Source organism: Pedobacter namyangjuensis (assembly GCF_003313325.1).
Classification (GTDB): Bacteria; Bacteroidota; Bacteroidia; order Sphingobacteriales; family Sphingobacteriaceae; genus Pedobacter; species Pedobacter namyangjuensis.
In genome coordinates this window covers 346,048-371,323 of the sequence record NZ_QMHQ01000003.1, presented here as the reverse complement: position 1 = coordinate 371,323, position 25,276 = coordinate 346,048, and the positions used below count along the sequence as shown (strand labels likewise).

The window sequence follows — 25,276 nt, the reverse complement described above, 5'->3', positions numbered from 1 at the left end:
ATAAGTAGATTTTTTTAACGCTCTATGGTACCAAATAACATTACTAGACATCACGTTTTACAAGCCATTGAAGATATTGATAAAAATGGGTTAAGATACCCCTTAGGCAAATCCATGGTCTATGATTTGGTATACAATGGTAAGCCGTATCCTCCAAAGCATGTGGTTGTTGTAGCTAATGAATACGCGAATGGCAAATTATTGGGGCACAAGGAACTTGACACTAAGGAGGCTCAGAATTTCTTGAAAGGCCTCGGAGATGAATTTACTATAGTGCTGAAGAATAACGACCCTGTCTTAAAACTAATTGAAGATTATAAAGACGATCTGCTGAAAAAGGGTCTATCTGATGAAATTTATAAATGGGAATTATTGGCTACCTATGGTGGTAGGCCAAATTTGGATGCCGTTGATTTTGGCGCAGAAATTAAAAGCATCAACTACAAGAACTTGATTTACCACAATGGTATCGCTGTTAGAAACCATATTGTTATTGATAATGGTGATCTTTATCGTGAATGTTTCATAAAATTGTTTGATGAGAATATTGAACTCGAACATCGGATCCTCGCTTTTCAGACACAGATAAGTATTATTTATAGAGGTATGGGAGAAACGCTATCACATCATCACGATGAGCGTTCTATAGCAACCTTTCTCACTGTCAAATTCCCGAATAAGTACTCTTTTTATAAAAATTCTTTCTATATCAAATATTGTAAGCTAAAAAATATTGCTACAGCTAAAAAGAATCAAATATATGTCCATTATCTAGCCTTGATGGACGAATTTATCGATGGATATATTAGGCCTGATTCTGAGCTATTGGATATAATAAATACATCGTTACCCAATGGTGTCTTCGATGACAAAAATCACAGGCTTTTAGCACAGGACATCTTATATAAAATGTTGGATAAAAAAGCACCTTCTTTTACCAACACAATACTTGAGCTTGAAGCTTCGATGTTAGAAAGTGAAAATGTACTTAACAAATTTTCGATAAACAAGTCGAGACAATATTTCAAAGACAATGGATTTGATTCAAGAAAGAAAGACAGTTTCGTATGGATTGCAGATGCTGAACGTAAAATTGGAAATAAAAAAGCGCATTATGAAATCTCTATCCGTACTAGAGGTGAAATGAAAAATAATTTCTTTGTTGACCTGCATTTTGAAGATTTCGATAAGTTTAAATTTATTGGGTTGATTGGGAACGATCTTCCGGAAAAACTTGAATGGGTTGATTGGCAGGAGGGAAGTAAAAGTATTGGAACAGTACTAGGTATTTCGCCAACCGACGAAGACCTAGTTGAAAAATTAATGGAGCAGTTGCTTTATATGGAAACAAATATTGGTCAAATCGTAAGAGAAACGATGGATAAAGAAATTAACTCATCAGACGATGGTGCTGCAAGTGTGGGCCCTTCAAAAAATTATCCCTTAAACCAGATTTTATTTGGCCCTCCTGGAACAGGTAAGACCTACCATACTATTAATAAAGCACTTTCTATCATTGAAAGCAAATCGGAGGAAGTATTAGCTTTGGAAAGTAGGGAGGTGTTAAAAGAAAGATATCAATCCTATGTAACAAATGGGCAAATTGTGTTCACTACCTTTCACCAAAGTATGAGCTATGAAGATTTTGTGGAGGGTATAAAACCGGAAATAGAAAAGAACGAAAATGGGAAACGAAGCGTTGTTTATGATGTTAAGGATGGGATATTTAAGGAAATATGTACCAACTCAATAACTCCAAATCAAGTTGGTTTTGATTTAGCTTATGTCAGTTTATCAACAGAACTTTCCAGCATTGACGGGGGTATATTGGAGCTGATTACGCCAAAAGGTAAGAGTTTTGGAGTTTCACTTAATTCAAATGGTAATCTATCTTTACATACTGGCTTGCAAAAGGAAAAACAAGGAACATTAACTAAAGAAAATTTAAAAAAGCAAATTGCCGGTGAGGAAAAATTTATTGGCTGGGAAGGTTATTTTATTGGGGTTATAAATTATCTCAAACAAAAACATAATTATACTGAAAAAACAAGTGATGAAAAAAAATATGTCCTGATCATAGATGAGATAAATAGGGGTAACGTTTCTTCAATATTTGGGGAGCTAATTACTTTAATTGAAGAAAGTAAACGCAAACCTGTTATTGTAGAGCACGAAAATAGATGTAGAGAAACTATCGAGGTAGTTTTACCTTATAGCAAACAAAAGTTCTCGGTACCCAGCAACCTGTACATTATTGGCACCATGAATACAGCAGATAGAAGTGTTGAAGCTTTAGATACTGCTCTGCGTAGGCGTTTTGCATTTGAAGAAATGATGCCAGAGCCTTCGAGAATTACTTATGATGGTGCTTTAAAAGAAAGCGCTGGAATATTGGAAGGCGTTGATCTGGCTACGGTTTTAACGAGAATCAATGAACGCATAGCAATCTTATTAGATGTAGACCATCAAATTGGTCATAGTTATTTAATTAACGTATATGATACACATGCTTTGGCCAACGCTTTCAACAATTGCATCATACCACTATTGAAAGAATATTTTTATCACGATGATGAGAAAATGGCGATGGTTTTGGGCGCTGGTTTTGTAAACGCAAAGAAGCAAATTGACAATGTACAATCGTTATTTCCTGTCATGGACGATTTGGAAGTTTACGCCATTGATGGTAAGCGCCAATTTGAGTTGAGGCCGATTACCGGTGAGACCATTATTGCAGCTTTACAAACTTTATTGAGTGGTGGCTAAGCTTAAACTGATTCAGGTATTTGAGCATCAGCGATTGTTTAAAAACAATACGTATGATGGGGTACGCTTTGAGGATAGGTACTTTAGTGCTTTGCTAAAACTGAACGAACTTCACAACAGCAAATACTTTACGCCAATTTACGAAGGCATTAAATTTGACAGTTACGTTGGTGTGCTGCAAGTGGATGACCTAGTAATTGAAGTACTGCCCAAAGTAGAGGGAAGTACTGCCGAAAATAACCAATGGCGAGATGTGCTGATAGAAATGTTGCAGGTAACGCATCAGTTAAAGGTTAATCAGCTAGGGCAGGCAAGCGTAGCTAAGCAGAGCATTCATTTATTAGATATTTATTTCGACTGGTTTTTAACTGAGGTAGAGCAATTGGTACATGCAGGTTTAATTAAGCAGTATCGCAAGGAGACCAAGAATACGTTAGCTTTAAAAGGGAAGTTGGAGTTTGCCGGGCATATCCGTAAAAACTTGGTGCATCAGGAAAGGTTTTACACCATGCATCAGGTATATGATACAGACCATGTATTGCATCAGGTAATGAATGAGGCTTTACAGGTAGTAGAAACTATGTCTAAAGGTACGTATCGCTACGGGCACTGTAAGGCTGTTCAACTAAACTTTCCAGAGGTAGGCGCTTTGGCGGTTGTGGCGCAGACTTTTGAGAAAATCAACTTTAACCGTAAAAACCAAGCCTACAAAACGGTGATTGCTTTGGCAAGGCTGATTATTTTGAACTATTCGCCCAATGTGAAACACGGCGATGAGCAGATGTTGGCCCTCATGTTTGACATGAATGATTTGTGGGAGAAGTATGTGTTGGCTAAACTTCAACAGCAGGCAAATCAAGAATGGTTGGTAAAAGGGCAAGACAGTAAACAATTTTGGGAGCGCAAAACCATGCGTCCAGATATTGTTTTAAAGCATATTTCGAGTGGCGAAACCATCATTATAGATACCAAGTGGAAGAATTATGCTTACGACCGTATTGGTATGGACGATTTGCGGCAAATTTATGTGTATAACGAATTTTGGGAAGCTAAAGTTGGTATGCTGTTGTATCCTAGTCCGAAGGAAAGTAAAATTGTTGTAAAAGGTACTTACGCCAGAAACGGTTATTTAGGGCGAATTGCTTTGGTAACGGTATTGGATGAAAAGGGTAGGTTGGATAAGAATTTGGGAAAAAAAGTGTTTATGATGATCGAAGATAGTTTGTCTGTAAATCAATAAATAGGTTGCTGAACATTCTTTTAATTATTTTATATTTATCGGGGTTTAGTTGTAACAGAACTCACTTGCTTGTCAATTTATCTGCCAGCTATTCGAGATGTTCCGCAGGGCATCTTGAACTAAAGATAAGGACGATTTGTAATCCGAAGGTTAAAGGCCAATGCCTTACGCATGGCCCCGCCGTTCTTTCTGTCCCACGCTCTGTTGGACACTGCGAAACAGCAGTACCGTTGCTAATTGCGCCTCCTGGCCTAACGTATCACCGAAGCAGAAAGCAACAGACAGCTGTGTAATAGCTTTTGGGTTTGCATTTATGAGGTCGAGTAAGGGTGATTTGTAAATGGCATTAAGATGCCCAGTCAAGCTGAGCATGACGAAACTTGTTGCAGATCCCTCGAAACTCGACTGCCTAGCGTAGACATGGGGATGGCCTATCGTAGGCAGGCAAAATAGAAGCGCTTGGGTAATTTGTGAACGGTATTAAGATGCCCAGTCAAGCTGAGCATGACGAAACGTTGCGCTGGTCCCTCGAAACTCGACTGCCTACCGTAATTATGGGATGTTCTACCGTGGGCAAGCAAAATAGAAGCGCTTGGATAATTTGCAAATCGCATTACGATGCCCAATCAAGCTGAGCATGACGAAACGTTGCGCAGGTCTTTAGAAACCCAATACCTGCCATAGTACGCGGATTAAAAAAAGTTTAAAAATGCTCATCTGCTATTTAATCATGTAGCAAATGCTAACATTAGCCCCTTTTGCTAATTGCTATAAAACCAAGACAGCTCACAACAACCATTAAGTGAGGTAAATAGTCATCTAAAGGGCAATACACTGTTCTAAATGAAATTGGCGTACCATTAAGGCGATAGTTTCCGGAGTGGGTAGTGCTCCCAGAACCCGAGTATCCAGCATAGCAGCGAAAAGGCGTTACATTTGGTGTGCCCGTCTGAATAGCGTATTCGGTGCTAGCATTACTCCCTGGCGGACAACTTAATCGGTAGAAAATAGCATCAGAAAAAAATCTGGGGGGAGAAGGAACGCCATTAATAGGAATATAGTAAATTCTTGGCTCAGCAACGCCAGAGGTGATGTAACAACCATCTGCAGCTTTGATTTTTTCACTTGAGAGTAGGATAGTAACGGCTAATAATGTTAATCTAAATAGGAACGTACGCATATAGCGGCAAATATGCGCTATTTATTTAGCCACAATTTTTCTCAATATTTAATTTTCAACAACTGAAAGTTTTAAACTTTGATTATCAAGATGGTTTATTATAGCGTTAACAATAATTAATCGGTTAATAAACGGCATTAAAAGCGGATTTGTCAAAACAAAAAAAGCCTTAGATTTCTCTAAGGCTTTGATACGTACCCAGCGCCGGAGTCGAACCGGCACGGTTTCCCACAGGTGTTTGAGACCAGCGCGTCTACCAATTCCGCCAGCTGGGCATTTGCTTAATAGCGGGACGCAAATCTATGGTTTACTGCGCTAACATCCAAAATATTTTCAGGTTTTTTATAGAATTATTTAATCGTTTGCTGGCTTTTTCGCTACTGTGTTCATTTTCATCTAATTATAATTACGATTAAGCATTTTAATTAACAATCAATACCAAATATCCCACTAATAAACGTAGATTGCCATACCACTATAAATGTCTTTTCTAGAGACAAACGGCAAAATCGTTCAAATCATAAAACAACTTTCATAGCTCGTTGTTAATATTTTGACGCTCCTATACTGCCGTTCTTTTTTATAAAAAATAATTACCTGCCTAATCATTAGGTAAATTATTAATGCATTACCGATTACGTAGAACTACACCAACATATGAAAATAGCATATATTTCAACTTATCCTCCTAGAGAGTGTGGATTAGCCACCTTTAATAGTAACCTTATTAAAGCAATCAACGCTAACTTTACTAATCAAAACATTACAGAAACAAGTGTAGTGGTTGCGTTAAACAATGCAGATGACTTTGATGAATACAGTTATCCGCCGGAGGTTAAATCTATTATAAGACAAAATATACAGAGCGATTATAGCGATGCGGCAAATTTTATTAACGAAAGCGATGTAGATGCTTGTATTTTACAGCACGAGTTCGGCATTTACGGAGGCGAAAGTGGGGTATATGTATTGCCTTTCATTAATCAAATAGAAAAACCGATTATATCTATTTTACATACCATTTTAAATACTCCTACTTTTCTACAAAAGTCTATTATTAAGGAAATAGCCAAACGTTCGGCTAAAATTGTAGTAATGAGCCAGAAGGCAGTTGGATTTTTACAAGATATCTACGATATCCCATTAGCAAAAATACAGGTAATTGAGCATGGTGTGCCAGATTTGGAAGCGCCTGCTGTTAATCCTGTTAATGAAATTGATGCTTTAAGAGGGAAAAAAATATTGTTAACCTTCGGACTGATCAGTCGTAATAAAGGTTTAGAAACAGTGGTAAAAGCCTTACCAGCAATTGTTCAAAACCATCCTGATGCGGTGTATGTCGTTCTAGGAAATACGCATCCTGGCGTTGTTAAAAATTCTGGCGAAGAATATAGAGATTACCTAAAGCAATTGGCAAGCGATTTAGGAGTGGAGAAAAACCTGGTGTTTTTAAATAAGTTTGTGGAGGAAGCGGAGTTGATAAATTATCTGACAGCTGCTAATATATACGTTACACCATACTTTAACGAAGCGCAGATTACAAGTGGCACACTTTCATACGCTGTTGGCGCTGGTGCTGCTGTAGTTTCTACACCTTATTGGCATGCGCAGGAGTTGTTGGATAATAACCGAGGACGTTTGTTTAATTTCAAGGATCATGTTGGGCTTGCCTCCATCGTTAATGATTTGTTGGATAACCCTACCAAAATGAGTGCGCTTAAAGCTAATGCTTACGAGTACGGATTAAAACTGAGGTGGCCTAAAATTGGTAAATCTTTTATCACAGTAGTAGAAAATGCGGTTAAACACCCGGATTATAGCGAGAAAATTTTAAGACAGATTATAGATAGAACCTTAATACCTCAGCTAGATTTGTCTTATGTTAAAAGATTGACCGACGATACAGGTATTTTTCAGCATGCGAAGTATGGGATCCCCAACAGAAAAGAGGGGTACTGCATAGACGACAATTCAAGAGCGTTGATTATGGCATTAATGGCTTATCAGGAGCGGAAAGATGAAGACGCCTTAAATCTGATGCCGATCTATTTGAGTTATATTCATGATTTGCAATTGGATAATGGAAATTTCAGGAATTTTACCAGTTTTAGTCGACAGTTTTTGGATGAGGAAGGTTCTGACGACTCTTTTGGAAGAACTATCTGGTCGCTTGGCTACCTAATTAACGCCGCTCCGAACCGTTCTTACGCAGAGTTTGGTTACGAGTTGTTCTTTAAAGCTGTTCCTCATTTCAAAAATCTAACACATTTACGAGGAATATGTAATACCATTACCGGATTGAGTTATTACCTGAGAACACATCCTTATGATGAGCGAATCTTAAATGAACTTAATCAGCTAACAGTAAAACTAATTGCATCTTATAAAAATACCAAAGGCGATGATTGGCATTGGTTTGAAGATCACATGACTTACGATAATGCGATTTTTCCTTTAGCATTGTTTCATGTGGTAGAAATTACTGGCGATCCGGAAGTGAAGGAAATTGCCCATGAGTCTTTAAAATACCTGGAGAAAATTACCTTTAATTTAAGCACTATCAATCCCGTAGGTAATGATGGATGGCATTTACGCGGTGCCGAGAAAGCACCTTTATACGACCAGCAGGCTATTGAAATAATGGCTATGGTTTGCATGTATTTTCAAGCCTTTATTGTTACTCGAGAGACGGAGTATATGAAAAAGATGTTTACGAGTTACATGTGGTTTCTTGGAGAAAATTCTCTTAGAATTCCTTTGTACGACTCTGAAACCAAAGGTTGCGCAGACGGCTTACAGGCAAATGGGGTAAACAGAAATCAGGGAGCTGAAAGTACCTTAGCTTATCTTGTTTCGCATTTAACAGTTTTACAAGCTTTTAAGTACGACCATCATTTAGCCGGAGCGGTTAAGGTTAAGTCGATCATAAATAATTGAGGGTAGCGGTTCTTTCGCCAATAGCTTGGCGAACGCCTCCAACGGAGTATGGGCCATGGGAGCAGGTTGCTTCTAATGTTACCGAAGGTTTGGTTGATCTAGGCTTGGATGTTACCTTGTTTGCTACCGGTAATTCTATCACTAAGGCAAAACTGTTATCGATAACCGAGCAAGGTTACGATGAAGATAAAACATTGGATGCTAAGGTTGTAGAGTGTTTGCATATTAGTAATGTAATGGAGCGGGCAAGTGAATTTGACATTATTCATAACCATTTTGATTTTTTACCACTCAGTTATTCGAGTCTGATTAAAACGCCAATAATTACCACTATACATGGTTTTTCTTCGAAGAAAATATTGCCGGTTTACCAGAAGTATAATAACACCACAAGTTATGTTGCTATAAGCGAAGCAGATAAAGCGGTTGGATTAGATTATCTTGCTACCGTGTATAACGGACTAAATGTAAACGAGTTTACTTTCGTAGCGCAACCAGATGATTATCTACTTTTCTTTGGTCGCATACACCGGGACAAGGGAACCTTAGATGCGATAAAAATTGCCGAGCAAAGTAAAAAAAAGTTATATATAGTTGGTTTGGTGCAAGATCATGATTATTTCGAGTATGAAATTAAACCCAGGTTAAGCGATCAAATTGAATATTTAGGATTAGCTGGGCCAGAGCGTAGAAATGAGTTGTTGGGCGGTGCTTTAGCTTTGCTTCATCCGATTGCATTTGATGAACCTTTTGGTTTAAGCGTAGCTGAAGCTATGCTGTGCGGTACCCCAGTAATTGCATATAATAGAGGCTCGATGCCTGAACTAATTTTGAACCAGAAAACTGGGTTTTTAGTGTCGAATGTTGAGCAAGCTGTAGATGTTGTTAACGACCTACATCAAATTAAAAGACTGGACTGCCGTACTTGGGCAATAGATAAGTTTTCTAAAGAGCGAATGGTGCAAGATTATTATACCTGCTACCAAAACATTTTAAATCGCTAGGATTTATAAATAAGTTCGATAGTTAGGAATTGATGGTCAAATTTTACATCTCGGTTTTAGGGTTTACATCAACTTGTACGTTTTAGTTAATACGTTGTTTTTAGTAGAATTTTGCAACCTAGCCCCGATTGTAACGGCATTATTTGCTGTTTTAAACAGCAAATGATATAGTGTAAAGCGGGAAGAGCGTTGATTGGAAAAGGGAAATTGCGCTTCTTATTATCTGGATATTTACAAAAAAAACTTACGAAGTTTTTGGCAAGTGCCGATCAAAACTTCGTAAGTTTAACTGTTTTTTTTAATTTCCGTTTGCTATAATTCTGTCTAAAAGCTCGTTTAAATCTACCGTTGCAAATGAAGATGAATAATCTGACAATCCGTAAGGGATAACCAGTTGACCATTGTTTATGATAGAACCGCAAGAGTAAACAACATTCGGAACGTAGCCTTCACGCTCGTCTGGATTTGGGGTTAGCAACGGTTCATTTAACCTACCAATTTCAATCGTTGGATCATTTAGATCAAGCAGGCATGCACTTAGGCAATACCTACGCATTGGCCCAACAGCGTGGGTGATTACCAACCAACCTTTTTCAGTTTCTATCGGAGAGCCACAATTACCTATCTGCACAAATTCCCACGAATATTTAGGTTCTTGAAGTAGGATAGGGTTTTCCCAGATATTTATTTTGTCTGAATACATGATGTAATTATTTATACCATCTATACGAGACAACATAGCATATTTACCGTTTATTTTTCTCGGGAACAATGCTAAATTTTTGTTCTGTGCGCCTTTACCGAATAATGGCCCTATTGTAAAGTCGTAAAAATCTTTAGTTTTTAACAGTTTAGGGATGATGATATGACCATCATAAGCGGTGTAAGTTGCGTAATAAGCAGATGTTCCATCATCGTGCGTAAATTTGGTAAAGCGGGCATCTTCTATACCTTTACGCTCAAATTCTGAAATTGGGAAAATTACCCTATCGGAGATATCGGTATCCATTGAGAAAACGATTTCGTAATACGAATCTGAAAGCCATAATACTTTTTCAAATTCTACGTCTTTTTCAGGATCTTGTTCTAAAGCTTGCGCCTCGCCGATAATCTTTTTCAGGGTTGCGTAATCGAACTGATCATCTAACTTAGCGTTGAGTTTATCCAGCACATCTTTGTCGATTAGAGACATTAGGCCTTTTTCTAGAAATAGCTTTTTGTTGTAAGTAGCATTTCTAATAATTTCTGCCTCGTCTATGTAATCTCCTGCCGGGATAACCGTGATGTTATTATGCCTATCTATTAGCGCTCTTCTGAAGATTATTGAAGAAATATGTCCTTCTCCAACAGCTCTGAAACTTATAATTAAGCGTTTTTGACCATCTTCTAAGTCAGATTGGTCTGGATCTTCGATGATGGAAGGATTAAAGAATGCGGCAGACTCAATTGAATACTCGTGCGTAAAATAAGATCCAATTAACAGCCTGCGATGCTCTTCAATTTCGCGGTAATCGATGTCCATTGAAGAAAATAGGGTTTTAAGCTTTTTGCAATGCCTAAGCAGTATTTTTGTAATGTTACGATGCCTTTTACTGTATTCTTGCAATAGCGGCGAAATGATGCCAAAAACCTGCTCGTTACTTAAAGTAAGCACTTTGGTAATTACATCTTTTCCGCGTTCATCGCCATTAAAAAAAAATCGGGCAATTACTCGCTTAGGGTCTGGATAAACTTTAACGTACTTTCGTTCAATTGGAATTCTCATGCTAATTTTTTAGGGTGTGCTATTTAGATTTCTAGTTTTCCTTCAACCGAATCATCCATGGTTTTACCTGTAACAATAGAAGCAGCCATTTTAATAAAGGCAATAGCTTCACCATGTTTGGTATCCCAATAATAAACATTTGTTGGCACAACTTTTAACAAAGCGATATTTGGATCGTCTTTACCATTTTGAAACCACACTTTTAAAAATGGATTCCACAACTCATCTATTTTAGCCTGGTCTCTTAACACCTCAGTGATGCCATAAATGCTTAAAAAACCCGAGTTTTTGTTTTCTTGAAAGAAAAGTTGGGTAAAGGGGTCGTGTTTTATTTCTTCGTTTTTATTGCTGTCAACCATGCTTACAAACCAAAGGTTGCCTTCGTCGTCTACTTCTTGTACAGACATAGGACGAACAGAAACAGGTAGTCCGGTTTTTATGTTGGTGCAGAAAAAGCAGTTTTCGGCACTGGTAGCCAAATCTTTTAATTTTTTAACAGCTTCTTTACCCTCTAGGGTTTTTATATGATCTGCTGTGTTTTGCGTGTTGTTTGCGCTGTCTCTCGAATTGTTTTCCATAGGTAGATGATTTGATTTTATTTTGATAGGGCTTTTAAAACGCTGGCAGTTACTAAAGCGCCGAATAAGTAATAGCCAACCGTTAATATTTTTGTTTGTTGCGTTCTAGTAACCGGTTCTGGATTTAAACCCATAGGCTCTGGAAGTTTTAATGCAGCTACGCCAGCACTTACACCAAGTATAATAGCTTTTGGCCAGATAAAATGTTTATTACCACCAATTAAACTATAGTACATTGCGTTTGAAGCTAAATCAGCTTTCAGTGTAGTATTATGTAATTCATCTTTATCCATAATGGGCGTGCCGTAGGCGAATAAAGTTTTGTTTAGGGCCTCTTCGCCAAGCAAATTTATGCGAGGCACATTGCTAAAATTTTTTCTCATGGTTTCGTGCAACACATTTAATGCTACAGAACCTGCAAAACCGGCTAATAAATTTTTAATCAATCCCATAATATTTAATTTTTTATACTTACCCATGCTATAGCTTCGTCTATTTCTGCCAAAGAAAAGCCCTTTGCTTCTCCTGGGGTTACATAGCTAAAACCATCTGTAAACTTTTCTACCGACTTCTGATCTGTTACGATAGCCATTTTTTTCCAAGCTGTTAAATGTTTTAGGCCAGCAACCATATCCTGAAACCAAGCACCAGCGGTAAAGTTTTCTACTTTGGTTTCTAAAACAAGTATGTAATAGATTTCCCCGAATTTATCTGTTAATGATTCTAGTCCTGGTAAAAGGACATTTTTAAGGTCATCTGCATCAACTTCGCCTTCGGCTTTTACGCCAAACACGTGAGCCGGTAAATTTTCTAGTTTAGTTAACATGTTTTTTTGTTTTAAAGGATGATGTGTAGCTGTAACAAATATCGCTTGGCTTATGTTTTTTGGAATGTTAATCTCTTTTTCTAAAACAATTTTTAGTTAGAATGGTTGCCGGTTGATTTTTTATGAAAAATAAAAATCAATATGGTGCTGTTTTTGTTGTAGCTAGGATGATATTTTTATATTTGCCTAAGGATTTTTAAATGGACAAAAAAATTTACGTTGTAGAAGATAACGATGATATACGCGAGCTGGTAACTTATTTACTTGAAAGTGAGGGGTATGGTGTAGATAGCTTTGCTACTGTTAAGGCTTTTGAAGAACGAAAAGATAAAGATTTACCGACTTTGTTTTTACTAGATGTAATGTTGCCCGACGGTAATGGAATGACGATTTGCGAAAAATTAAAAGATGACGAGCAATCTGCAACCATTCCTGTTTTGCTAATGTCGGCCCATAAAGATGTTGCCTTTATGCGTAAGGAAAGCAGAGCTGATGATTTTATAGCTAAACCTTTCGATATTGACGCGTTAGTTAAAAAAGTAAACGATCTTATTGCTTAATTATTAAAATTAGGTATCAATATAAAAAAGGGAAGAATTAAATCTTCCCTTTTTTTGCGCCCTCTTTTGTTTCGCTAGGTTCGTCGCCAGCTTTTCCATATTTAGGCGATGCACCTTCGCCATTTTGATCAAAAGAAGCTTTTCCTTTCGCATCACCAGCTGTTTTTCCTTTTTCTTTATTCTCTGTTTCTTGATTTTCTTTTTTCGAGTTTTCCATGATTTTGGTTTTTATAACCTGAGATTTTATTAGAACCTAGGTATTTAATTAAAAAAATTTTTTTAAGAGGTTGATGCTTTAGATGGTGATTCTTCCGCCAGCAACGGGTAAAGTTGCTCCGGCAATATAACTTGCATCATCGCTAGCTAAAAATACATAGGCACAAGCAACCTCTACGGGTTGTCCCGGTCGGCCCATAGGCGTATCCTGACCAAATTTTTCAGGATCTGGCATAGTGGATGGGATCAATGGTGTCCAAATAGGTCCTGGCGCTACTGCGTTAACCCTTATACCTGTACCTTCCATTAATAATATCTGGCTCAAATTAGCCGTAAAGTTTTGAATAGCACCTTTGGTGGCAGCGTAAGGCAAAAGCACTTCTGATGGATTATACGCATTTACCGATGTGGTGTTAATAATGCTACTGCCCTTTTTCATGTGTTTTACGGCAGCTTTGCTTAAATAAAACATGGGATGAATGTTGGTATCGAAAGTTTTAACCCACTCTTCGGTAGGGATATCGTCCAATTTCTCTCTTCCCATTTGAAACGCAGCATTGTTTACCAAAATGTCTATTTGCCCAAATGCTGCAACAGCTTTTTCTATAATTTTTTTACAATGATTTTCTTTTCTAATATCGCCTTTCACCAAAACTGCCTTTTGACCAGCTTTTTCAACCCAATTTGCGGTATCTTTAGCATCTACAGTTTCTACATCACTTAAATAACTGATTAAAACATCTGCACCTTCTCTGGCAAAAGCAATAGCAATAGCTTTTCCAATTCCCGAATCGCCACCCGTTATAATTGCTTTTCTACCTTTTAGCTTTCCACATCCTTGGTAAGAATGTTCGCCATGGTTCGCTGGTGGATCTAAAGCAGCCTCTGTTCCTGGTGGCGTTTGTTTTTGCTTAGGAAAAGGCGGTACAGGGTATTTTTCGTCTGGATTTTCGATGTTTTCTTGTTTCTTCTGCTTTTTCATTCTAAATCAATTTTCGGGGATAAAAGATTCTTGTTTGAAAAGGAACATCCCCAATTTCAAATAGTTTTATTTAACTGGCCTACACACACTAAACATTTTAAAAATAGGGTTGTTCTAAAGATGTTATCAAATTGATTTTTATGAGTTTAACAGCCTACCAAAAAAAGCGTTCGTTTACTAAAACTAAAGAGCCGCAAGGCGGAAAAAGCACCGGTAAAGAACTGCGGTTCGTAATTCAGAAACATGCAGCGTCTCACCTGCATTACGATTTTAGGTTAGAGATGGACGGGGTGTTAAAAAGTTGGGCGGTACCTAAAGGTCCTTCAAATGATCCAAAAACCAAACGCTTGGCAATGATGGTAGAAGATCATCCGTTCGACTATAAAGATTTTGAGGGAATTATTCCGGAAGGAGAATATGGTGGAGGCACGGTTATACTGTGGGACGAAGGAACGTACGAGGCTTTAGAAGCGAAGGAAGAAGATGTTAAGGGCCAAGAAAAATATTTGCTAAAGGAGATAAAAAAAGGCTCCGTTAAAATGATTTTACATGGCAAAAAGCTTAAAGGCGAATTTGCTTTAGTAAAAACCAAGGGCATGGGCGAAAATGCTTGGCTTTTAATAAAACACAACGACAAGTACGCCAGTGAGGTTGATATTACGATTAAAGATAAATCGGTACGATCTAAAAAAACATTAGAGCAGGTAAAAAAAGCACATGAAAAGGCCCAGCCTAAACTTAAAGATGCCAGTGCGCAATTAGGCAAAAAGATTAGCGAGAAAAAAGTTAAGGCGAAATCAGAAACAGACAACTTAAAATCGATATTGGCAACTGCCAAGAAACAAAAATTTACCTCGAACTTAAAGCCTATGCTGGCAACTTTGGTTAACAAACCTTTGGAAGATGATGAAAATTGGCTTTACGAAATAAAATGGGATGGTTACAGAGCGATAGCATTTAAAAATAATTCCTCCGTTAGTCTAAAATCTCGCAACGACAAATCATTCGATGAGAAATTCCATCCGATATATAACGAGCTAAAAGCATTAAAAATTAATGCAGTTTTAGATGGAGAGGTGATAGTGGCAGACGAAAAAGGAATGGCTGATTTCGGTGCCCTGCAAAATTGGCGTAGTGACGAAGACGGCTTGCTGATTTATTACGTTTTCGATATAACATGGTATGAAGGTTATAACCTCAAAGATTTGCCATTAACAGCTCGTAGGGCATTGTTAAAAAAGGTTTTGCCCGAAAGTGACCGGATTAAACTGAGTAAGGATTTTGATACTTCTGGTATAGATTTTTTAGCTGCTGCGAAAAAAATGGGTTTAGAAGGGATTATAGCAAAAAGCAAGGACAGCGTTTATGAAACCGACCATAGAAGTGGAAACTGGTTAAAAATTAAGGCGAATAAAAGACAGGAAGTTGTAATTGCAGGTTATACCAGAAATGACGATTCTACGAAATCTTTTAGCTCGCTTTTGGTAGGCGTGTACAAAGGAAAGAAATTAGTTTACACGGGTAAAATTGGTACAGGTTTTTCTGCGAAGACGCAAAAAGAATTGTTAGCACAGTTTAAACCGCTTGAAATAGATAAGCCTGCATTTTCTGCCGAGCCAGATATTAATAAAGCCAGCAGGTTTAGGCCAAACCCACCAAAGGCTATAGCTACTTGGTTGAAACCCGAACTGATATGCGAGGTAAGTTTTACAGAGATGACTGCGGATGGTGTAATGCGACACCCGTCTTTTGAGGGAATGCGTGAGGATAAAAAAGCCAAAGAAGTAATGTTGGAGGAAGAAGTGCCTGTGGAAAAGGTTCAGAAAACCTCAGCTAAAAAGGGCGAAGACGGTGGATTATTAGACGCTGGTGAAGAAACGCAACTTCTTAAAGTGGGCGGAAAAGAAATTAAATTTACAAATCTAAGTAAAGTCTACTGGCCGATAGAAAAAATTACAAAACGCCAATTAATAAATTATTACGATGAAGTTTCAAGCTATATTTTGCCGTATTTAAAAAATAGGCCACAGTCTTTAAATAGGCATCCTAACGGGATTGATGGGCAAAGTTTTTACCAAAAAGATGTAACAGGTAAGGTGCCGGATTGGATTGACACCTATTTATATCATGCTGGCGATAGCGATGAAGATAAACACTTTCTGCTAGGTAACAACAAGGCAACTTTACTTTATATGGCCAGTTTAGGATGCATTGAAATTAACCCTTGGAATAGCACTATAAAAAAACCTGATCATCCAACATGGTGTGTGCTTGATTTAGATCCTGATAAACAGAGTTTTAACCAGGTAATTGAGGTGGCGTTAGAAACTAAGAAGGTTTTAGATGAAATGAATGTACCGAGTTATTGCAAAACAAGTGGTTCTACCGGTCTGCACATCTATATTCCTTTAGGTGCAAAATATACTTACGAGCAATCAAAGGAGTTTGCAAGGATTATTGTAACGTTAGTAAACAGAAGATTGCCAAAGTTTACCAGTTTAGAACGAGCCATTAAAGATAGAAAAGGCAAAATGTATTTAGACTTTTTACAAAATAGGGCAGGAGCCACCGTTGCTGCACCTTACTCTGTACGACCAAAACCGGGCGCTACTGTTTCTATGCCATTAGAGTGGGAAGAGGTTAAAAAAGGATTGAAGCTAAAGGATTTTACTATTTTTAATGCAATGGAGCGTATAAAAGCCAATGGTGATATTTTTAAACCTATACTCTCGAAAGGCATAGATCTGAAAAAAATCTTAAAAGATTTTGCTGCCAAAACAGAACAGGAAGAAGAGTGATAGCCAGCAACTATGCTCGTTTTTTTGCTCCGCCCAAGCTTTGCATTAATTGATCGTAAAGGTTATCGCTGGTAGCCTTTTTAGGTTTAAGTTTTTTAACCACCGTACGTTTGCCTTTGGCTTTTGCTTTAATTATTTTTAGTAATTCGTTAGTGTATTCGTCTTTAAAAGCCGCAATATCAAATGGGGCGCTGTATTGTTTAATTAAAGCTAAGCCTACGTCCATTTCTTTTTTGGTTACTGTGGTGCTTACTTTCTTTATGTCTGCCAGGGATCTTATCTCTTCCTGAAAGCGAATTTTAGTGATAACGATTACGCCATCCATTGGGTGTATTACACAAAGATTTTCTGTGCTTCTTAATACAAATCTGGCAACGCCAGCTTTTTTAGATTTTTCTAAAGCTTTAAGCAAAAGGGCGTAGGCTTTTGTTCCTTGTTTTTCTGGTTCGGTATAATAAGAAGTTTCGTAATAAACAGGGTTGATGTCTTTTATGTCGACAAAATTTTCAAGCTCTATGATTTTATTTTTTTCTGGTGCTGCTTCTTCAAAGTCGTGCTCATCAAGAATAACGTAGCGATCTTTTAGAAAATACCCTTTTACAATTTTATCAAAAGGAACTTCTTTTCTGCTGTCTTCGTTTATTCGTTGATATTTAATCTTGGCATGGTCACGTTCGTCGAGCATATCTAAATCCAAATTGCTGTTTTGCACACCTGAGTATAATTTTACGGGTATGTTAACTAAACCAAAACCTATTGCGCCTTTCCAAATAGCTCTCATAACTTTTTTCTTTATAAACAGCCGTCGTTTTTTATTGTTTTTGAGAAGCAGCGGTTTCAGCATAAATCCTTTTAGGTGTTAAACATTTTGGCGTAATTGCAGTTAGGTAAATATGAGCGTTAAAAACTATACTGCAGAAGAAGAAATCATCAAAATTCCTCGTTTTGAGGAGAGTGCTGGTTTTTATACCACCAAGCAGCGTAGTAAAACGATGGCTAAGATTCGTGGCAAAAACTCTGTGCCAGAGATGATGCTTAGGAAAGCACTTTGGGCGAGGAATATTCGGTTCAGGATACATAGAAAGGATTTGCCGGGAAAGCCAGATTTGGTTATAGACAAGTACAGACTAGCAATATTTGTTGATGGCGACTTTTGGCATGGCTACGATTGGGCAAAACGAAAACCGAAAAGTAATTTGGGTTTTTGGATTCCTAAAATTGAGAGAAATATGCAACGCGATCGGTTTGTAAACAGAAGTTTAAGCGATATTGGTTATACTGTAATGCGATTTTGGGAACACGATGTGAAAAGCAATTTATCGGTTTGCCTGAACCAGATTATGCTTTATATAGAGGCTGCTAAAAATCATGTTATTCCTGCTAAAGAATAGATTGACTGAATGTTGGTTTTGTCTTCGAGAAAATGCCCTCCCTAATATGAAAGAATTTACCTTTAATGCTACTAGGCAGTTTGCAAGCTGCGGTAAATAGTAAGGTAAACCCAGGTTATATAAACCCAATTGTAGTGGGCACGAAGCCTAGGAACGACGGCGAAGTAAAACGAATAGTGGGGCATATTAGGCCAAGTACTGCTGAAACTGCTTTTCAGAAAAATGGTCTTACTTACAAGGTTTGGTAGTTTCTGAAAAACTTATAATACCTCTTTTATTTTTACCGCAATCCTCTCGATTAAGGGTGTGGTTACTGAATTTCCGGCTTGCATGTAAAGTTTGCTATCGGCAAGGTAACTTGGTAAAATATAATTTTCTGGGTAGCCCTGAAAAGAAAAACATTCTCTAGGGGTAAGTTTTCTGATGCCAAATGCATCTTTAACCAAAGGTACATTATGCCCACCGGCACCCATGTTTGCCGTTAAAGTTGGGCATACGTTGTTTTTATTCTCCCTTACATAAACCCTGCGCCATTGGTAAAGTGTATTTACAGAGGTCATTGATTTTTGTAAGGTTGGGTAGTACATATGGCTTTTGCTATAATAATATTTATCTGGCTGTTTGCCTGGTTCTAAAATGTTGTGTATAGTTTTTGTTAAAGGTATTGCCTCTGGGAAATTAAAATTGGCGTGGTTAGGTACTTGCTCAGGGTCAAAAGCAACGATGAATATACGCTCCCTGTTTTGCGGAACGTTGGCATGTGTCATAGAGTTTAATACCTTGTAGCTAACCTTATATTTTAGTTTTTCTTGTAAAATTTCTAAAATAACTTTAAAAGTATTGCCATTATCATGTGTTACAAGGTTTTTAACATTTTCTAAAAAAACTACTTTGGGTCTGTGCTGTTCGATTATTTGTTGAATGTCGAAAAACAGCGTTCCTCTAGTTTCAGAAAAACCTTTGCGGTGACCTGCAATAGAAAAAGCTTGGCAAGGAAAACCACCACATAAAATATCAAACGACTCGGGTATGTAGTCCTTTATTTCGTCCTTAGTGATATCGCCATAGGGAATTTTGCCAAAATTTGTGGCATAGGTAACTTTTGCATTTGGTTCGTACTCGCTTGAGTAGGTACATTTTCCGCCAATATTCTGGAGTGCTAACCTAAAACCGCCGATTCCGGCAAATAAATCTATAAAAGTAAAATGTGTTTTTTTCTGTTCTGGAAAAGGGATCGGAATGGGCTCAAAAATACTATTGTCGAGTGCTTTACTGATTTTACTTTCAGCAAATTCTTCTCCGTCGGTCTTAGCGTTTAATATTTGCTTGGTATAAAAAATAGCGTCGAGCTTAAGCTTTTTATCATTATTATCAGCGCTTCTTTGCAAATAGTGTGTTAACGAAGCATCTAAATGATCTAGCGTTTCTTTTTTGGATTTATGTTTGTTTATCAGTAATTCTGCTAACGATATCTTGTCCTTCAAATCCATTTCTATTGGTGTTACGCTATGATTTTATTTGCCTGCAAGATAAAAAAATCTAAGCTATTTAGGATGTGATATTTTAGATTCTGCTTGAATAAAATAAGCAAGGAAATTTACAATGAAAATGCTAAATTGTAATTATAAACCGCTAAATGAGTAAATTAACCCATAACGAAGACAGCCATTATTCTGTAAACCATAAATGCAGTTTTAATGCTACAGCGATTGAATTGGAGCATATAGATAAGGCTTTAACGTTTGCTTACAGCATGGTTTATGGCGAAGGACATCATCGCAGCCATAGAACAGGCGGAATTTCTCGCAGAAAAAAGGGAGAGGTTTTTTGTAATACGTTTCAAGGTAAACTAGCGGAAGTTGTGTTGTATAACTTGTTTCAAATTTACTCCTTAACAGTAGATGAAGTAGATTTTGGTATTCATGGAAAAGGAACCTGGGACGATTGCGATTTGAAAGTAAATGGAAAACGAGTAAACATTAAATCTGCCGCTAGTTTTGCTAACCTTTTATTATTGGAGGCCCAAGATTGGGATGAGAACGGAAATTATTTGCCAAACACTTTGGCTGGAGAAAATGCACAGTACGATTACTTTGTATTGGTGAGGTTTAAGCCCGATATAAAAAATATTTTTCAATCAAAAGGGATGTTCTATTCAAACGAAATTTACGGTTTAACGGAAATCAAAGCACTTCTGTATAGCGTGAACTGGTTTTATGATGTTGCAGGTTGTATGAGCAATCTAACTTTAAAAGCATTGGTTGCGCAACGCTATCTAATACCACAAGGCGCAATATTAAATGGCCATATTAAAATGGATGCTAATAATTATTATATCCAAGCTGGAGATTTGAAGCCCATTTCTTTTTTAGTAGCTAAACTAAAAGGCTAAAAAAAATCCGATTGTGTTTTGCACAATCGGATTTTGATAATTGATTTGTCTTTTTATTTATCCTGCATTTTACTAACTGCAGTGTTTAAAGCGCTTTTTATTTTTTCTGTAGCACCTTTTAATGCGAGGTCGTAAGTATTGCCCAAATCGCTAGCCACAATTGGAGGTTTACCATCTAATCTTGCTTCGATTAAACACTTTTTATCATTTAATCCTGCTTTGCTACCATTTTCGTCAGAAAGATGAACCTCTACGCGAGAAACATGATTGCTATAACGGTCTAAATCTTTGGTTAACTGTTCTTTAATTTGAATTTCGTAAGGTTCGTGAATCGTTAAATTCTTATCGGCATTTAATTGAATATTCATATTTAGGTTTTTAAGTATGTAATATTAACAAATATAGAAGAGCCTTGTTTTTGCAGTTGTATGCTTTTTATAAACAAAAAACCTTCCTGTTTTTTAAGTAGGAAGGTTTATATAGCACTAAAGGATGCGTTATACGCTGAATATTAAATTTATAGGTAAACGGAACCGGGTAGATTTTGCGAATTAGCAATTAAAGCGCTACAGTCATTTTTGATAAAAATGTTTTTTCATCTTCACTCAAAAATTGGCTCAATTTATTGTAAACATTTTCATGATAAGCATTTAGCCAATCGATATGCGATTTTTCTAAAAGTTCTTTTTTAACTAAAGTCGTATCGATAGGGGCTAAAGTTAAAGTCTCAAACGCATAAAACTCGTTAAATATATTGGTTTCGTCTGCAATGGTTAAAACCAAGTTTTCTATACGGATGCCATGTTTTCCGGGGCGATAAATTCCAGGTTCGATGGAAGTAATCATGCCTAATTCTACTGCAACTGGGGTGGCCGTGGCGTTAAAAACCTGTGGTCCTTCGTGTACATTTAAAAAGTAACCTACACCGTGACCGGTTCCATGACCATAGTTTAAGGCATAATCCCACATCGGTCTGCGGGTAATTGCATCTATCTGGTAACCGCAGGTGCCTTTCGGGAAGCGAGTTTTGCAACCTTCTATCATAGCTTTTAAAACTAAGGTATAATCGGTTTTTTCTTCTTCTGTATTGTTACCCATTGGCAAAACACGTGTAATATCTGTAGTGCCGTAACGGTATTGGCCTCCAGAGTCTACTAAGAAAAGCCCGTTAGCCTCAATGGCCACATTGCTTTCTGGTGTTGATGCGTAATGTGGCAACGCTCCATGCGCCTTGTAGCCAGCAATGGTATTAAAACTCTCGCCTACAAAATCGCCTTGCGCAGCTCTAAATCCTTTTAATTTTTCGGCTGCTGAAAGCTCGGTAATTTCTGATTTGCCTACATTTTCTGTAACCCATTTTAAAAACTGCGTAATTGCTACGCCATCTTTAATCATCGCTTTGCGTGTGTTTTCTATCTCTACGCTGTTTTTAATTGCCTTTAAATGAGTAGAAGGATTAGTTTCGAAAACTTGCTTTACCGAATGTGGAATTAATTTATAAAGTGCAAAACAGTTACGTTTTGGGTCAATTAAAATTGCGCTTTCGGCAGGCAGGTATTGTAAATCCTTCGCAATGGTATCGTAAGCTAAAAGCTGTACGCCATTTTTTGACAAGGATAATTTATCAGCCTCTGTTAATTTATCAGGTTGAATGTACAAAGTTGCTTGTGTAGCAGAAACCAATGCAAAACTTAAAACAACGGGGTTAAAACTTACATCTGCTCCGCGAATGTTAAAAAGCCAAGCCAAATCGTCTAACGAAGAAATTAAATGAAAATCGGCATGCAGTTTTTGCATTTGAGCTCTAACGGCAGTTAATTTTTCGCTTACCGATTGGCCAACAACGTCTTCGGATACCAAAAATGCTGGTGCCGTTGGCAGTGCTGGTCGGTTTTCCCATATTGGGCTTAAATAGTCTTTATGCAAAAAACCAATTTCTTTATAGGCTAATTGGCGTTGTAGCAACTGACCAAGTACAACAGAAACCAGTTTTTCATCGAAAGCAATTGTATCGCCCTTGGCTAAGTTTTCGCCTAGCCAGGTAATATATTCCGGCATATGCTGAACTTTTAGTTTTACCAATTCAAATCCACTTCCCTCAAGTTCTGCCTCTGCTTGTTCAAAATACCTAAAATCTGCCCATAAACCTGCAAAATCTTGGGTAATTACCACCGTACTAACCGAACCTTTGAATCCAGTAGTAAAAGAAATACACTTATAATGGTCTGGTAAATATTCGCTAATGTGCGGATCGGCAGATGGAATAATATATGCGGCAACGCCATCGGCTTTCATTTGCTCGCGAATAGCGTTTAGTTTTTCGATATAAGTCATGTACAAATTTGTAAAAGTTATGGTAAAGTTTAAAATCTTTGAGCGTTAATGACTTTTCAATTATGCTAAAAAAAAATAGCCTACCGTTTTTAAGCAGTAGGCTAGATTCGTGTTAGGGATGAATTAATGTCCTTTACGGTGAATATTTAACCAATGGTGAATATTTTTAATTAATGGTTGCAATACTACAATTAAAGTTGAAAAGTTTTTTATAACATTTTTGATGCAAACTTTACAGATTTTAACTTTTTGGGGTTAAAAAATTGGTTAATATTGATAGATTATTAACTAATTTTAACTTGTTTTGCGTATATGTTAAATTTTTGAGTTAATATTGAGCTTGTGATAATTTGCAAATGAAGGTTTTACAGTTCACATTACCGGTAGCGCATGATAGGGCAATAATTGTTCAGGAAGATATTATGCCTCATTTTTACCCTCATTTGCATAGGCATAATGAAGCGCAGTTGATTTGGATAAAAGAAGGCGAAGGGACGTTGGTAGTGGATAATCATCTTTACGCATTTAAGGCTAATGATGTTTATTTGCTTGGCGCAAACCAGCCGCATTTATTTAAGAGCAATGCAGAATATTTTCAGGAAGAAAGTGGATTGCAAATTCAAGCTTTGATGATTTTCTTTGATCCGGCAGGAAGATTACTGCCTGTTTTTGATCTTCCCGAAATGCAGTTGGTGAAGTCGTTTTTACAACAATTTCAAGGCGGATTTAAAGTGCCATCTAAACATTGCGACGTGATTATATCGCAGATGTTGGCCGTTCAAAACTCACAAAATCAAGAATTATTAACCAACTTTTTGCAGTTAGTTAATAATTTGTGTCAATATAGTGGTAAAGAGCAGCCTTTGGCGCAATCACGTTCGGTAAGTTTTTCTGAGAACGAAGGAATTAGAATTGCGAACATCTTCAGTTATATAATGCAACATTACGAGCGATTAATTACCCTAGAAGAAGTGGCGGCGCAAGCACACATGACACCGCAGGCTTTCTGCAGGTATTTTAAAAAGCACACTCGACAAACCTTCGTTTCTTTTTTAAATGAAATGCGAATTAATGAGGCTTGTAAGAAATTAACAAGTGGCAGATATGAGAATATTGCCACCGCTGCCTACACTTGCGGATTTAATAGTGTTACTAATTTTAACCGAGTATTTAAAGCGGTTAAAGGCGAATCGCCGAAGGCATATTTAGAACACTACTTTAGTAATTTTTAACACCAAAAAATAACTGTAAAATTTACGAAGGTTAATATTCGTTTATTTTCCATCAAAACACGATAAAAATATTTAGTACTACCAACTTAAATTTGATAAAAAAATTAAACTATGAAACAAGTTGCTTGGGAAGGCGTATATCCGGCGCTACTAACTCCTTTTACAGAAAACGATACAATCGATTATCCTTTGTTCCAAAAAAACCTTGATGCGCAATTAGCCGCAGGCGTTGATGGAATTATTATTTGTGGCTCTTTAGGAGAGGCAAGTACCTTAACTAGAGAAGAAAAAGCTGAGTTTTTGACTTATTGCGTTAAAGCTGTTGCAGGTAAAGTTCCTGTTATTATAAATGTAGCTGAGCAAATAACCAAAGTTGCTATAGAAATGGCACAAGAAGCTGAGCAGTTGGGTGCAGATGGCATTATGCTATTACCTCCACTAAAATATAAAGCTGATGACGAAGAGGTTGTAACTTATTTCCAAGCAGTTGCTACAGGTACGAACTTGCCAATTTTAATTTACAACAATCCGGTTGATTACGGAATTAAAGTTTCTATCGCGATGTTTGAGCAATTATTGCCTTACCCAAATATCCAAGCTGTTAAAGAAAGCACAAGAGATTTGGCAAACATCACTAACATGATTAACAGATTTGGCGACAGATTTAAAATCTTGGGTGGTGTAGATACAATTTCGTTAGAGGCTTTATTGTTAGGTTCTCACGGTCTTGTTGCTGGTTTGGTTGATGCTTTCCCAGCAGAAACTGTGGCAATTTATCGTTTGGTTAAAGCTAAAAGATATGATGAGGCTCTGGCAATTTACAGATGGTTTATGCCATTATTAGAATTAGATATTCACCCTAAATTGGTACAATACATTAAATTAGCTGCAACCGCTGTTGGTATTGGTTCTGAATATGTTAGAGCACCAAGATTAGTTGTTAAAGGCGAAGAAAGAGAAAGAGTGCTTAAGGTAATCAATGATGCCTTGGCTAATCGCCCTATTTTGCCAGACTATTTAAATTTAGAAGTTGAAGTAGCTTAGGGCTAATCAATTTATAATTAGAGATTGCAAG

At 37.2% G+C, this 25,276-nt stretch carries 22 protein-coding genes and 1 tRNA gene; 11 read left to right on the top strand and 12 right to left on the bottom strand.

Features of this window, described 5'->3' with window-relative positions; all coding sequences use genetic code 11:
• The first annotated feature begins 24 nt into the window (after positions 1-24).
• Positions 25-2,766 (top strand): McrB family protein, encoded by a 2,742-nt coding sequence (locus DUT69_RS13455; RefSeq protein WP_113653765.1) that lies wholly within the window; start codon positions 25-27, stop codon positions 2,764-2,766.
• Positions 2,759-4,006, top strand: a complete 1,248-nt coding sequence (locus tag DUT69_RS13450; protein ID WP_162796314.1) for an McrC family protein — start codon at positions 2,759-2,761, stop codon at positions 4,004-4,006. Before DUT69_RS13455 ends, DUT69_RS13450 begins: the two co-directional genes overlap by 8 nt.
• 748 nt (positions 4,007-4,754) lie before the next feature.
• On the opposite strand, the gene DUT69_RS13445 is transcribed toward DUT69_RS13450, so the two are convergent.
• Positions 4,755-5,186 carry a hypothetical protein gene (locus tag DUT69_RS13445; protein WP_113653763.1) on the bottom strand — a complete coding sequence of 144 codons (432 nt, stop codon included), beginning with the start codon at positions 5,184-5,186 and terminating at the stop codon, positions 4,755-4,757.
• A 195-nt stretch (positions 5,187-5,381) separates the two neighbouring features.
• Positions 5,382-5,461 (bottom strand) — tRNA-Leu (locus DUT69_RS13440).
• A 382-nt stretch (positions 5,462-5,843) separates the two neighbouring features.
• Here DUT69_RS13440 and DUT69_RS13435 point away from each other — a divergent pair.
• Positions 5,844-8,123, top strand: a complete 2,280-nt coding sequence (locus DUT69_RS13435) for a glycosyltransferase family 4 protein (protein WP_113653762.1) — start codon at positions 5,844-5,846, stop codon at positions 8,121-8,123.
• Entirely contained in the window at positions 8,120-9,127 is a 1,008-nt protein-coding gene (locus DUT69_RS13430) for a glycosyltransferase family 4 protein (RefSeq protein ID WP_113653761.1), read from the top strand. Before DUT69_RS13435 ends, DUT69_RS13430 begins: the two co-directional genes overlap by 4 nt.
• A 298-nt stretch (positions 9,128-9,425) precedes the next feature.
• Here DUT69_RS13430 and DUT69_RS13425 read toward each other — a convergent pair whose 3' ends face one another.
• From DUT69_RS13425 to DUT69_RS13410, 4 genes are read right to left on the bottom strand one after another with little or no spacing between them, the layout of a single operon-like run.
• The gene (locus tag DUT69_RS13425) at positions 9,426-10,892 is read right to left on the bottom strand and encodes a glycoside hydrolase family 130 protein (RefSeq protein WP_113653760.1); all 1,467 of its coding nucleotides are present in this window, start codon (positions 10,890-10,892) and stop codon (positions 9,426-9,428) included.
• Positions 10,893-10,915: 23 nt separating this feature from the next.
• Positions 10,916-11,470, bottom strand: a complete 555-nt coding sequence (locus DUT69_RS13420) for a pyridoxamine 5'-phosphate oxidase family protein (RefSeq protein WP_113653759.1) — start codon at positions 11,468-11,470, stop codon at positions 10,916-10,918.
• Positions 11,471-11,487: 17 nt separating this feature from the next.
• Positions 11,488-11,922 carry a hypothetical protein gene (locus DUT69_RS13415; protein ID WP_162796313.1) on the bottom strand — a complete coding sequence of 145 codons (435 nt, stop codon included), beginning with the start codon at positions 11,920-11,922 and terminating at the stop codon, positions 11,488-11,490.
• 5 nt (positions 11,923-11,927) lie between these two features.
• Complete coding sequence (locus tag DUT69_RS13410) at positions 11,928-12,296, bottom strand: SpoIIAA family protein (RefSeq protein ID WP_113653757.1); 369 nt, start codon at positions 12,294-12,296, stop codon at positions 11,928-11,930.
• A gap of 200 nt (positions 12,297-12,496) precedes the next feature.
• Here DUT69_RS13410 and DUT69_RS13405 point away from each other — a divergent pair, with 200 nt between their 5' ends.
• Positions 12,497-12,856 carry a response regulator transcription factor gene (locus DUT69_RS13405; protein WP_113653756.1) on the top strand — a complete coding sequence of 120 codons (360 nt, stop codon included), beginning with the start codon at positions 12,497-12,499 and terminating at the stop codon, positions 12,854-12,856.
• A gap of 37 nt (positions 12,857-12,893) precedes the next feature.
• Here the strand turns inward: DUT69_RS13405 and DUT69_RS13400 are convergent, their stop codons facing one another.
• Together DUT69_RS13400 and DUT69_RS13395 are read right to left on the bottom strand one after the other, a co-directional pair.
• Positions 12,894-13,073: a hypothetical protein gene (locus DUT69_RS13400; RefSeq protein WP_113653755.1), complete on the bottom strand. Its 180-nt coding sequence runs from the start codon at positions 13,071-13,073 to the stop codon at positions 12,894-12,896.
• Between the two features lie 78 nt (positions 13,074-13,151).
• Positions 13,152-14,054 carry an SDR family oxidoreductase gene (locus DUT69_RS13395; RefSeq protein ID WP_113653754.1) on the bottom strand — a complete coding sequence of 301 codons (903 nt, stop codon included), beginning with the start codon at positions 14,052-14,054 and terminating at the stop codon, positions 13,152-13,154.
• A gap of 140 nt (positions 14,055-14,194) precedes the next feature.
• Here DUT69_RS13395 and ligD point away from each other — a divergent pair, with 140 nt between their 5' ends.
• On the top strand, positions 14,195-16,852 hold the full coding sequence (ligD, locus tag DUT69_RS13390; RefSeq protein WP_113653753.1) for a DNA ligase D: 2,658 nt from the start codon (positions 14,195-14,197) through the stop codon (positions 16,850-16,852).
• Positions 16,853-16,862: 10 nt separating this feature from the next.
• On the opposite strand, the gene ku is transcribed toward ligD, so the two are convergent.
• Positions 16,863-17,633: a non-homologous end joining protein Ku gene (gene ku, locus DUT69_RS13385; RefSeq protein ID WP_113653752.1), complete on the bottom strand. Its 771-nt coding sequence runs from the start codon at positions 17,631-17,633 to the stop codon at positions 16,863-16,865.
• A gap of 112 nt (positions 17,634-17,745) precedes the next feature.
• On the opposite strand from ku, the gene DUT69_RS13380 reads away from it, so the two are divergent.
• Complete coding sequence (locus tag DUT69_RS13380) at positions 17,746-18,243, top strand: very short patch repair endonuclease (RefSeq protein ID WP_113653751.1); 498 nt, start codon at positions 17,746-17,748, stop codon at positions 18,241-18,243.
• Positions 18,244-18,308: 65 nt separating this feature from the next.
• Positions 18,309-18,491, top strand: coding sequence for a hypothetical protein (locus tag DUT69_RS13375; protein WP_113653750.1), 183 nt, complete (start codon positions 18,309-18,311; stop codon positions 18,489-18,491).
• Positions 18,492-18,503: 12 nt separating this feature from the next.
• Here the strand turns inward: DUT69_RS13375 and dcm are convergent, their stop codons facing one another.
• Entirely contained in the window at positions 18,504-19,733 is a 1,230-nt protein-coding gene (dcm, locus tag DUT69_RS13370; RefSeq protein ID WP_113653749.1) for a DNA cytosine methyltransferase, read from the bottom strand.
• A gap of 146 nt (positions 19,734-19,879) precedes the next feature.
• Here dcm and DUT69_RS13365 point away from each other — a divergent pair, with 146 nt between their 5' ends.
• Positions 19,880-20,635: a hypothetical protein gene (locus DUT69_RS13365; RefSeq protein WP_113653748.1), complete on the top strand. Its 756-nt coding sequence runs from the start codon at positions 19,880-19,882 to the stop codon at positions 20,633-20,635.
• A gap of 53 nt (positions 20,636-20,688) precedes the next feature.
• On the opposite strand, the gene DUT69_RS13360 is transcribed toward DUT69_RS13365, so the two are convergent.
• On the bottom strand, positions 20,689-21,003 hold the full coding sequence (locus tag DUT69_RS13360) for an HPF/RaiA family ribosome-associated protein (protein ID WP_113653747.1): 315 nt from the start codon (positions 21,001-21,003) through the stop codon (positions 20,689-20,691).
• A 190-nt stretch (positions 21,004-21,193) separates the two neighbouring features.
• Positions 21,194-22,969 carry an aminopeptidase P family protein gene (locus DUT69_RS13355; protein WP_113653746.1) on the bottom strand — a complete coding sequence of 592 codons (1,776 nt, stop codon included), beginning with the start codon at positions 22,967-22,969 and terminating at the stop codon, positions 21,194-21,196.
• A 356-nt stretch (positions 22,970-23,325) separates the two neighbouring features.
• On the opposite strand from DUT69_RS13355, the gene DUT69_RS13350 reads away from it, so the two are divergent.
• Positions 23,326-24,201, top strand: coding sequence for an AraC family transcriptional regulator (locus DUT69_RS13350; RefSeq protein WP_113653745.1), 876 nt, complete (start codon positions 23,326-23,328; stop codon positions 24,199-24,201).
• A 111-nt stretch (positions 24,202-24,312) separates the two neighbouring features.
• On the top strand, positions 24,313-25,245 hold the full coding sequence (locus DUT69_RS13345) for a dihydrodipicolinate synthase family protein (protein ID WP_113653744.1): 933 nt from the start codon (positions 24,313-24,315) through the stop codon (positions 25,243-25,245).
• Positions 25,246-25,276: the final 31 nt, after the last annotated feature.

Bases quoted from the DNA above. Each gene is read 5' to 3' on its own strand.
- DUT69_RS13455 (WP_113653765.1), top strand. From the start codon at position 25: ATGGTACCAAATAACATTACTAGACATCACGTTTTACAAGCCATTGAA.
- DUT69_RS13445 (WP_113653763.1), bottom strand. From the start codon at position 5,186: ATGCGTACGTTCCTATTTAGATTAACATTATTAGCCGTTACTATCCTA.
- DUT69_RS13435 (WP_113653762.1), top strand. From the start codon at position 5,844: ATGAAAATAGCATATATTTCAACTTATCCTCCTAGAGAGTGTGGATTA.
- DUT69_RS13425 (WP_113653760.1), bottom strand. From the start codon at position 10,892: ATGAGAATTCCAATTGAACGAAAGTACGTTAAAGTTTATCCAGACCCT.
- DUT69_RS13420 (WP_113653759.1), bottom strand. From the start codon at position 11,470: ATGGAAAACAATTCGAGAGACAGCGCAAACAACACGCAAAACACAGCA.
- DUT69_RS13415 (WP_162796313.1), bottom strand. From the start codon at position 11,922: ATGGGATTGATTAAAAATTTATTAGCCGGTTTTGCAGGTTCTGTAGCA.
- DUT69_RS13410 (WP_113653757.1), bottom strand. From the start codon at position 12,296: ATGTTAACTAAACTAGAAAATTTACCGGCTCACGTGTTTGGCGTAAAA.
- DUT69_RS13405 (WP_113653756.1), top strand. From the start codon at position 12,497: ATGGACAAAAAAATTTACGTTGTAGAAGATAACGATGATATACGCGAG.
- DUT69_RS13400 (WP_113653755.1), bottom strand. From the start codon at position 13,073: ATGGAAAACTCGAAAAAAGAAAATCAAGAAACAGAGAATAAAGAAAAA.
- DUT69_RS13395 (WP_113653754.1), bottom strand. From the start codon at position 14,054: ATGAAAAAGCAGAAGAAACAAGAAAACATCGAAAATCCAGACGAAAAA.
- ligD (WP_113653753.1), top strand. From the start codon at position 14,195: ATGAGTTTAACAGCCTACCAAAAAAAGCGTTCGTTTACTAAAACTAAA.
- ku (WP_113653752.1), bottom strand. From the start codon at position 17,633: ATGAGAGCTATTTGGAAAGGCGCAATAGGTTTTGGTTTAGTTAACATA.
- DUT69_RS13380 (WP_113653751.1), top strand. From the start codon at position 17,746: ATGAGCGTTAAAAACTATACTGCAGAAGAAGAAATCATCAAAATTCCT.
- DUT69_RS13375 (WP_113653750.1), top strand. From the start codon at position 18,309: ATGCTACTAGGCAGTTTGCAAGCTGCGGTAAATAGTAAGGTAAACCCA.
- dcm (WP_113653749.1), bottom strand. From the start codon at position 19,733: ATGGATTTGAAGGACAAGATATCGTTAGCAGAATTACTGATAAACAAA.
- DUT69_RS13365 (WP_113653748.1), top strand. From the start codon at position 19,880: ATGAGTAAATTAACCCATAACGAAGACAGCCATTATTCTGTAAACCAT.
- DUT69_RS13360 (WP_113653747.1), bottom strand. From the start codon at position 21,003: ATGAATATTCAATTAAATGCCGATAAGAATTTAACGATTCACGAACCT.
- DUT69_RS13355 (WP_113653746.1), bottom strand. From the start codon at position 22,969: ATGACTTATATCGAAAAACTAAACGCTATTCGCGAGCAAATGAAAGCC.
- DUT69_RS13350 (WP_113653745.1), top strand. From the start codon at position 23,326: ATGAAGGTTTTACAGTTCACATTACCGGTAGCGCATGATAGGGCAATA.
- DUT69_RS13345 (WP_113653744.1), top strand. From the start codon at position 24,313: ATGAAACAAGTTGCTTGGGAAGGCGTATATCCGGCGCTACTAACTCCT.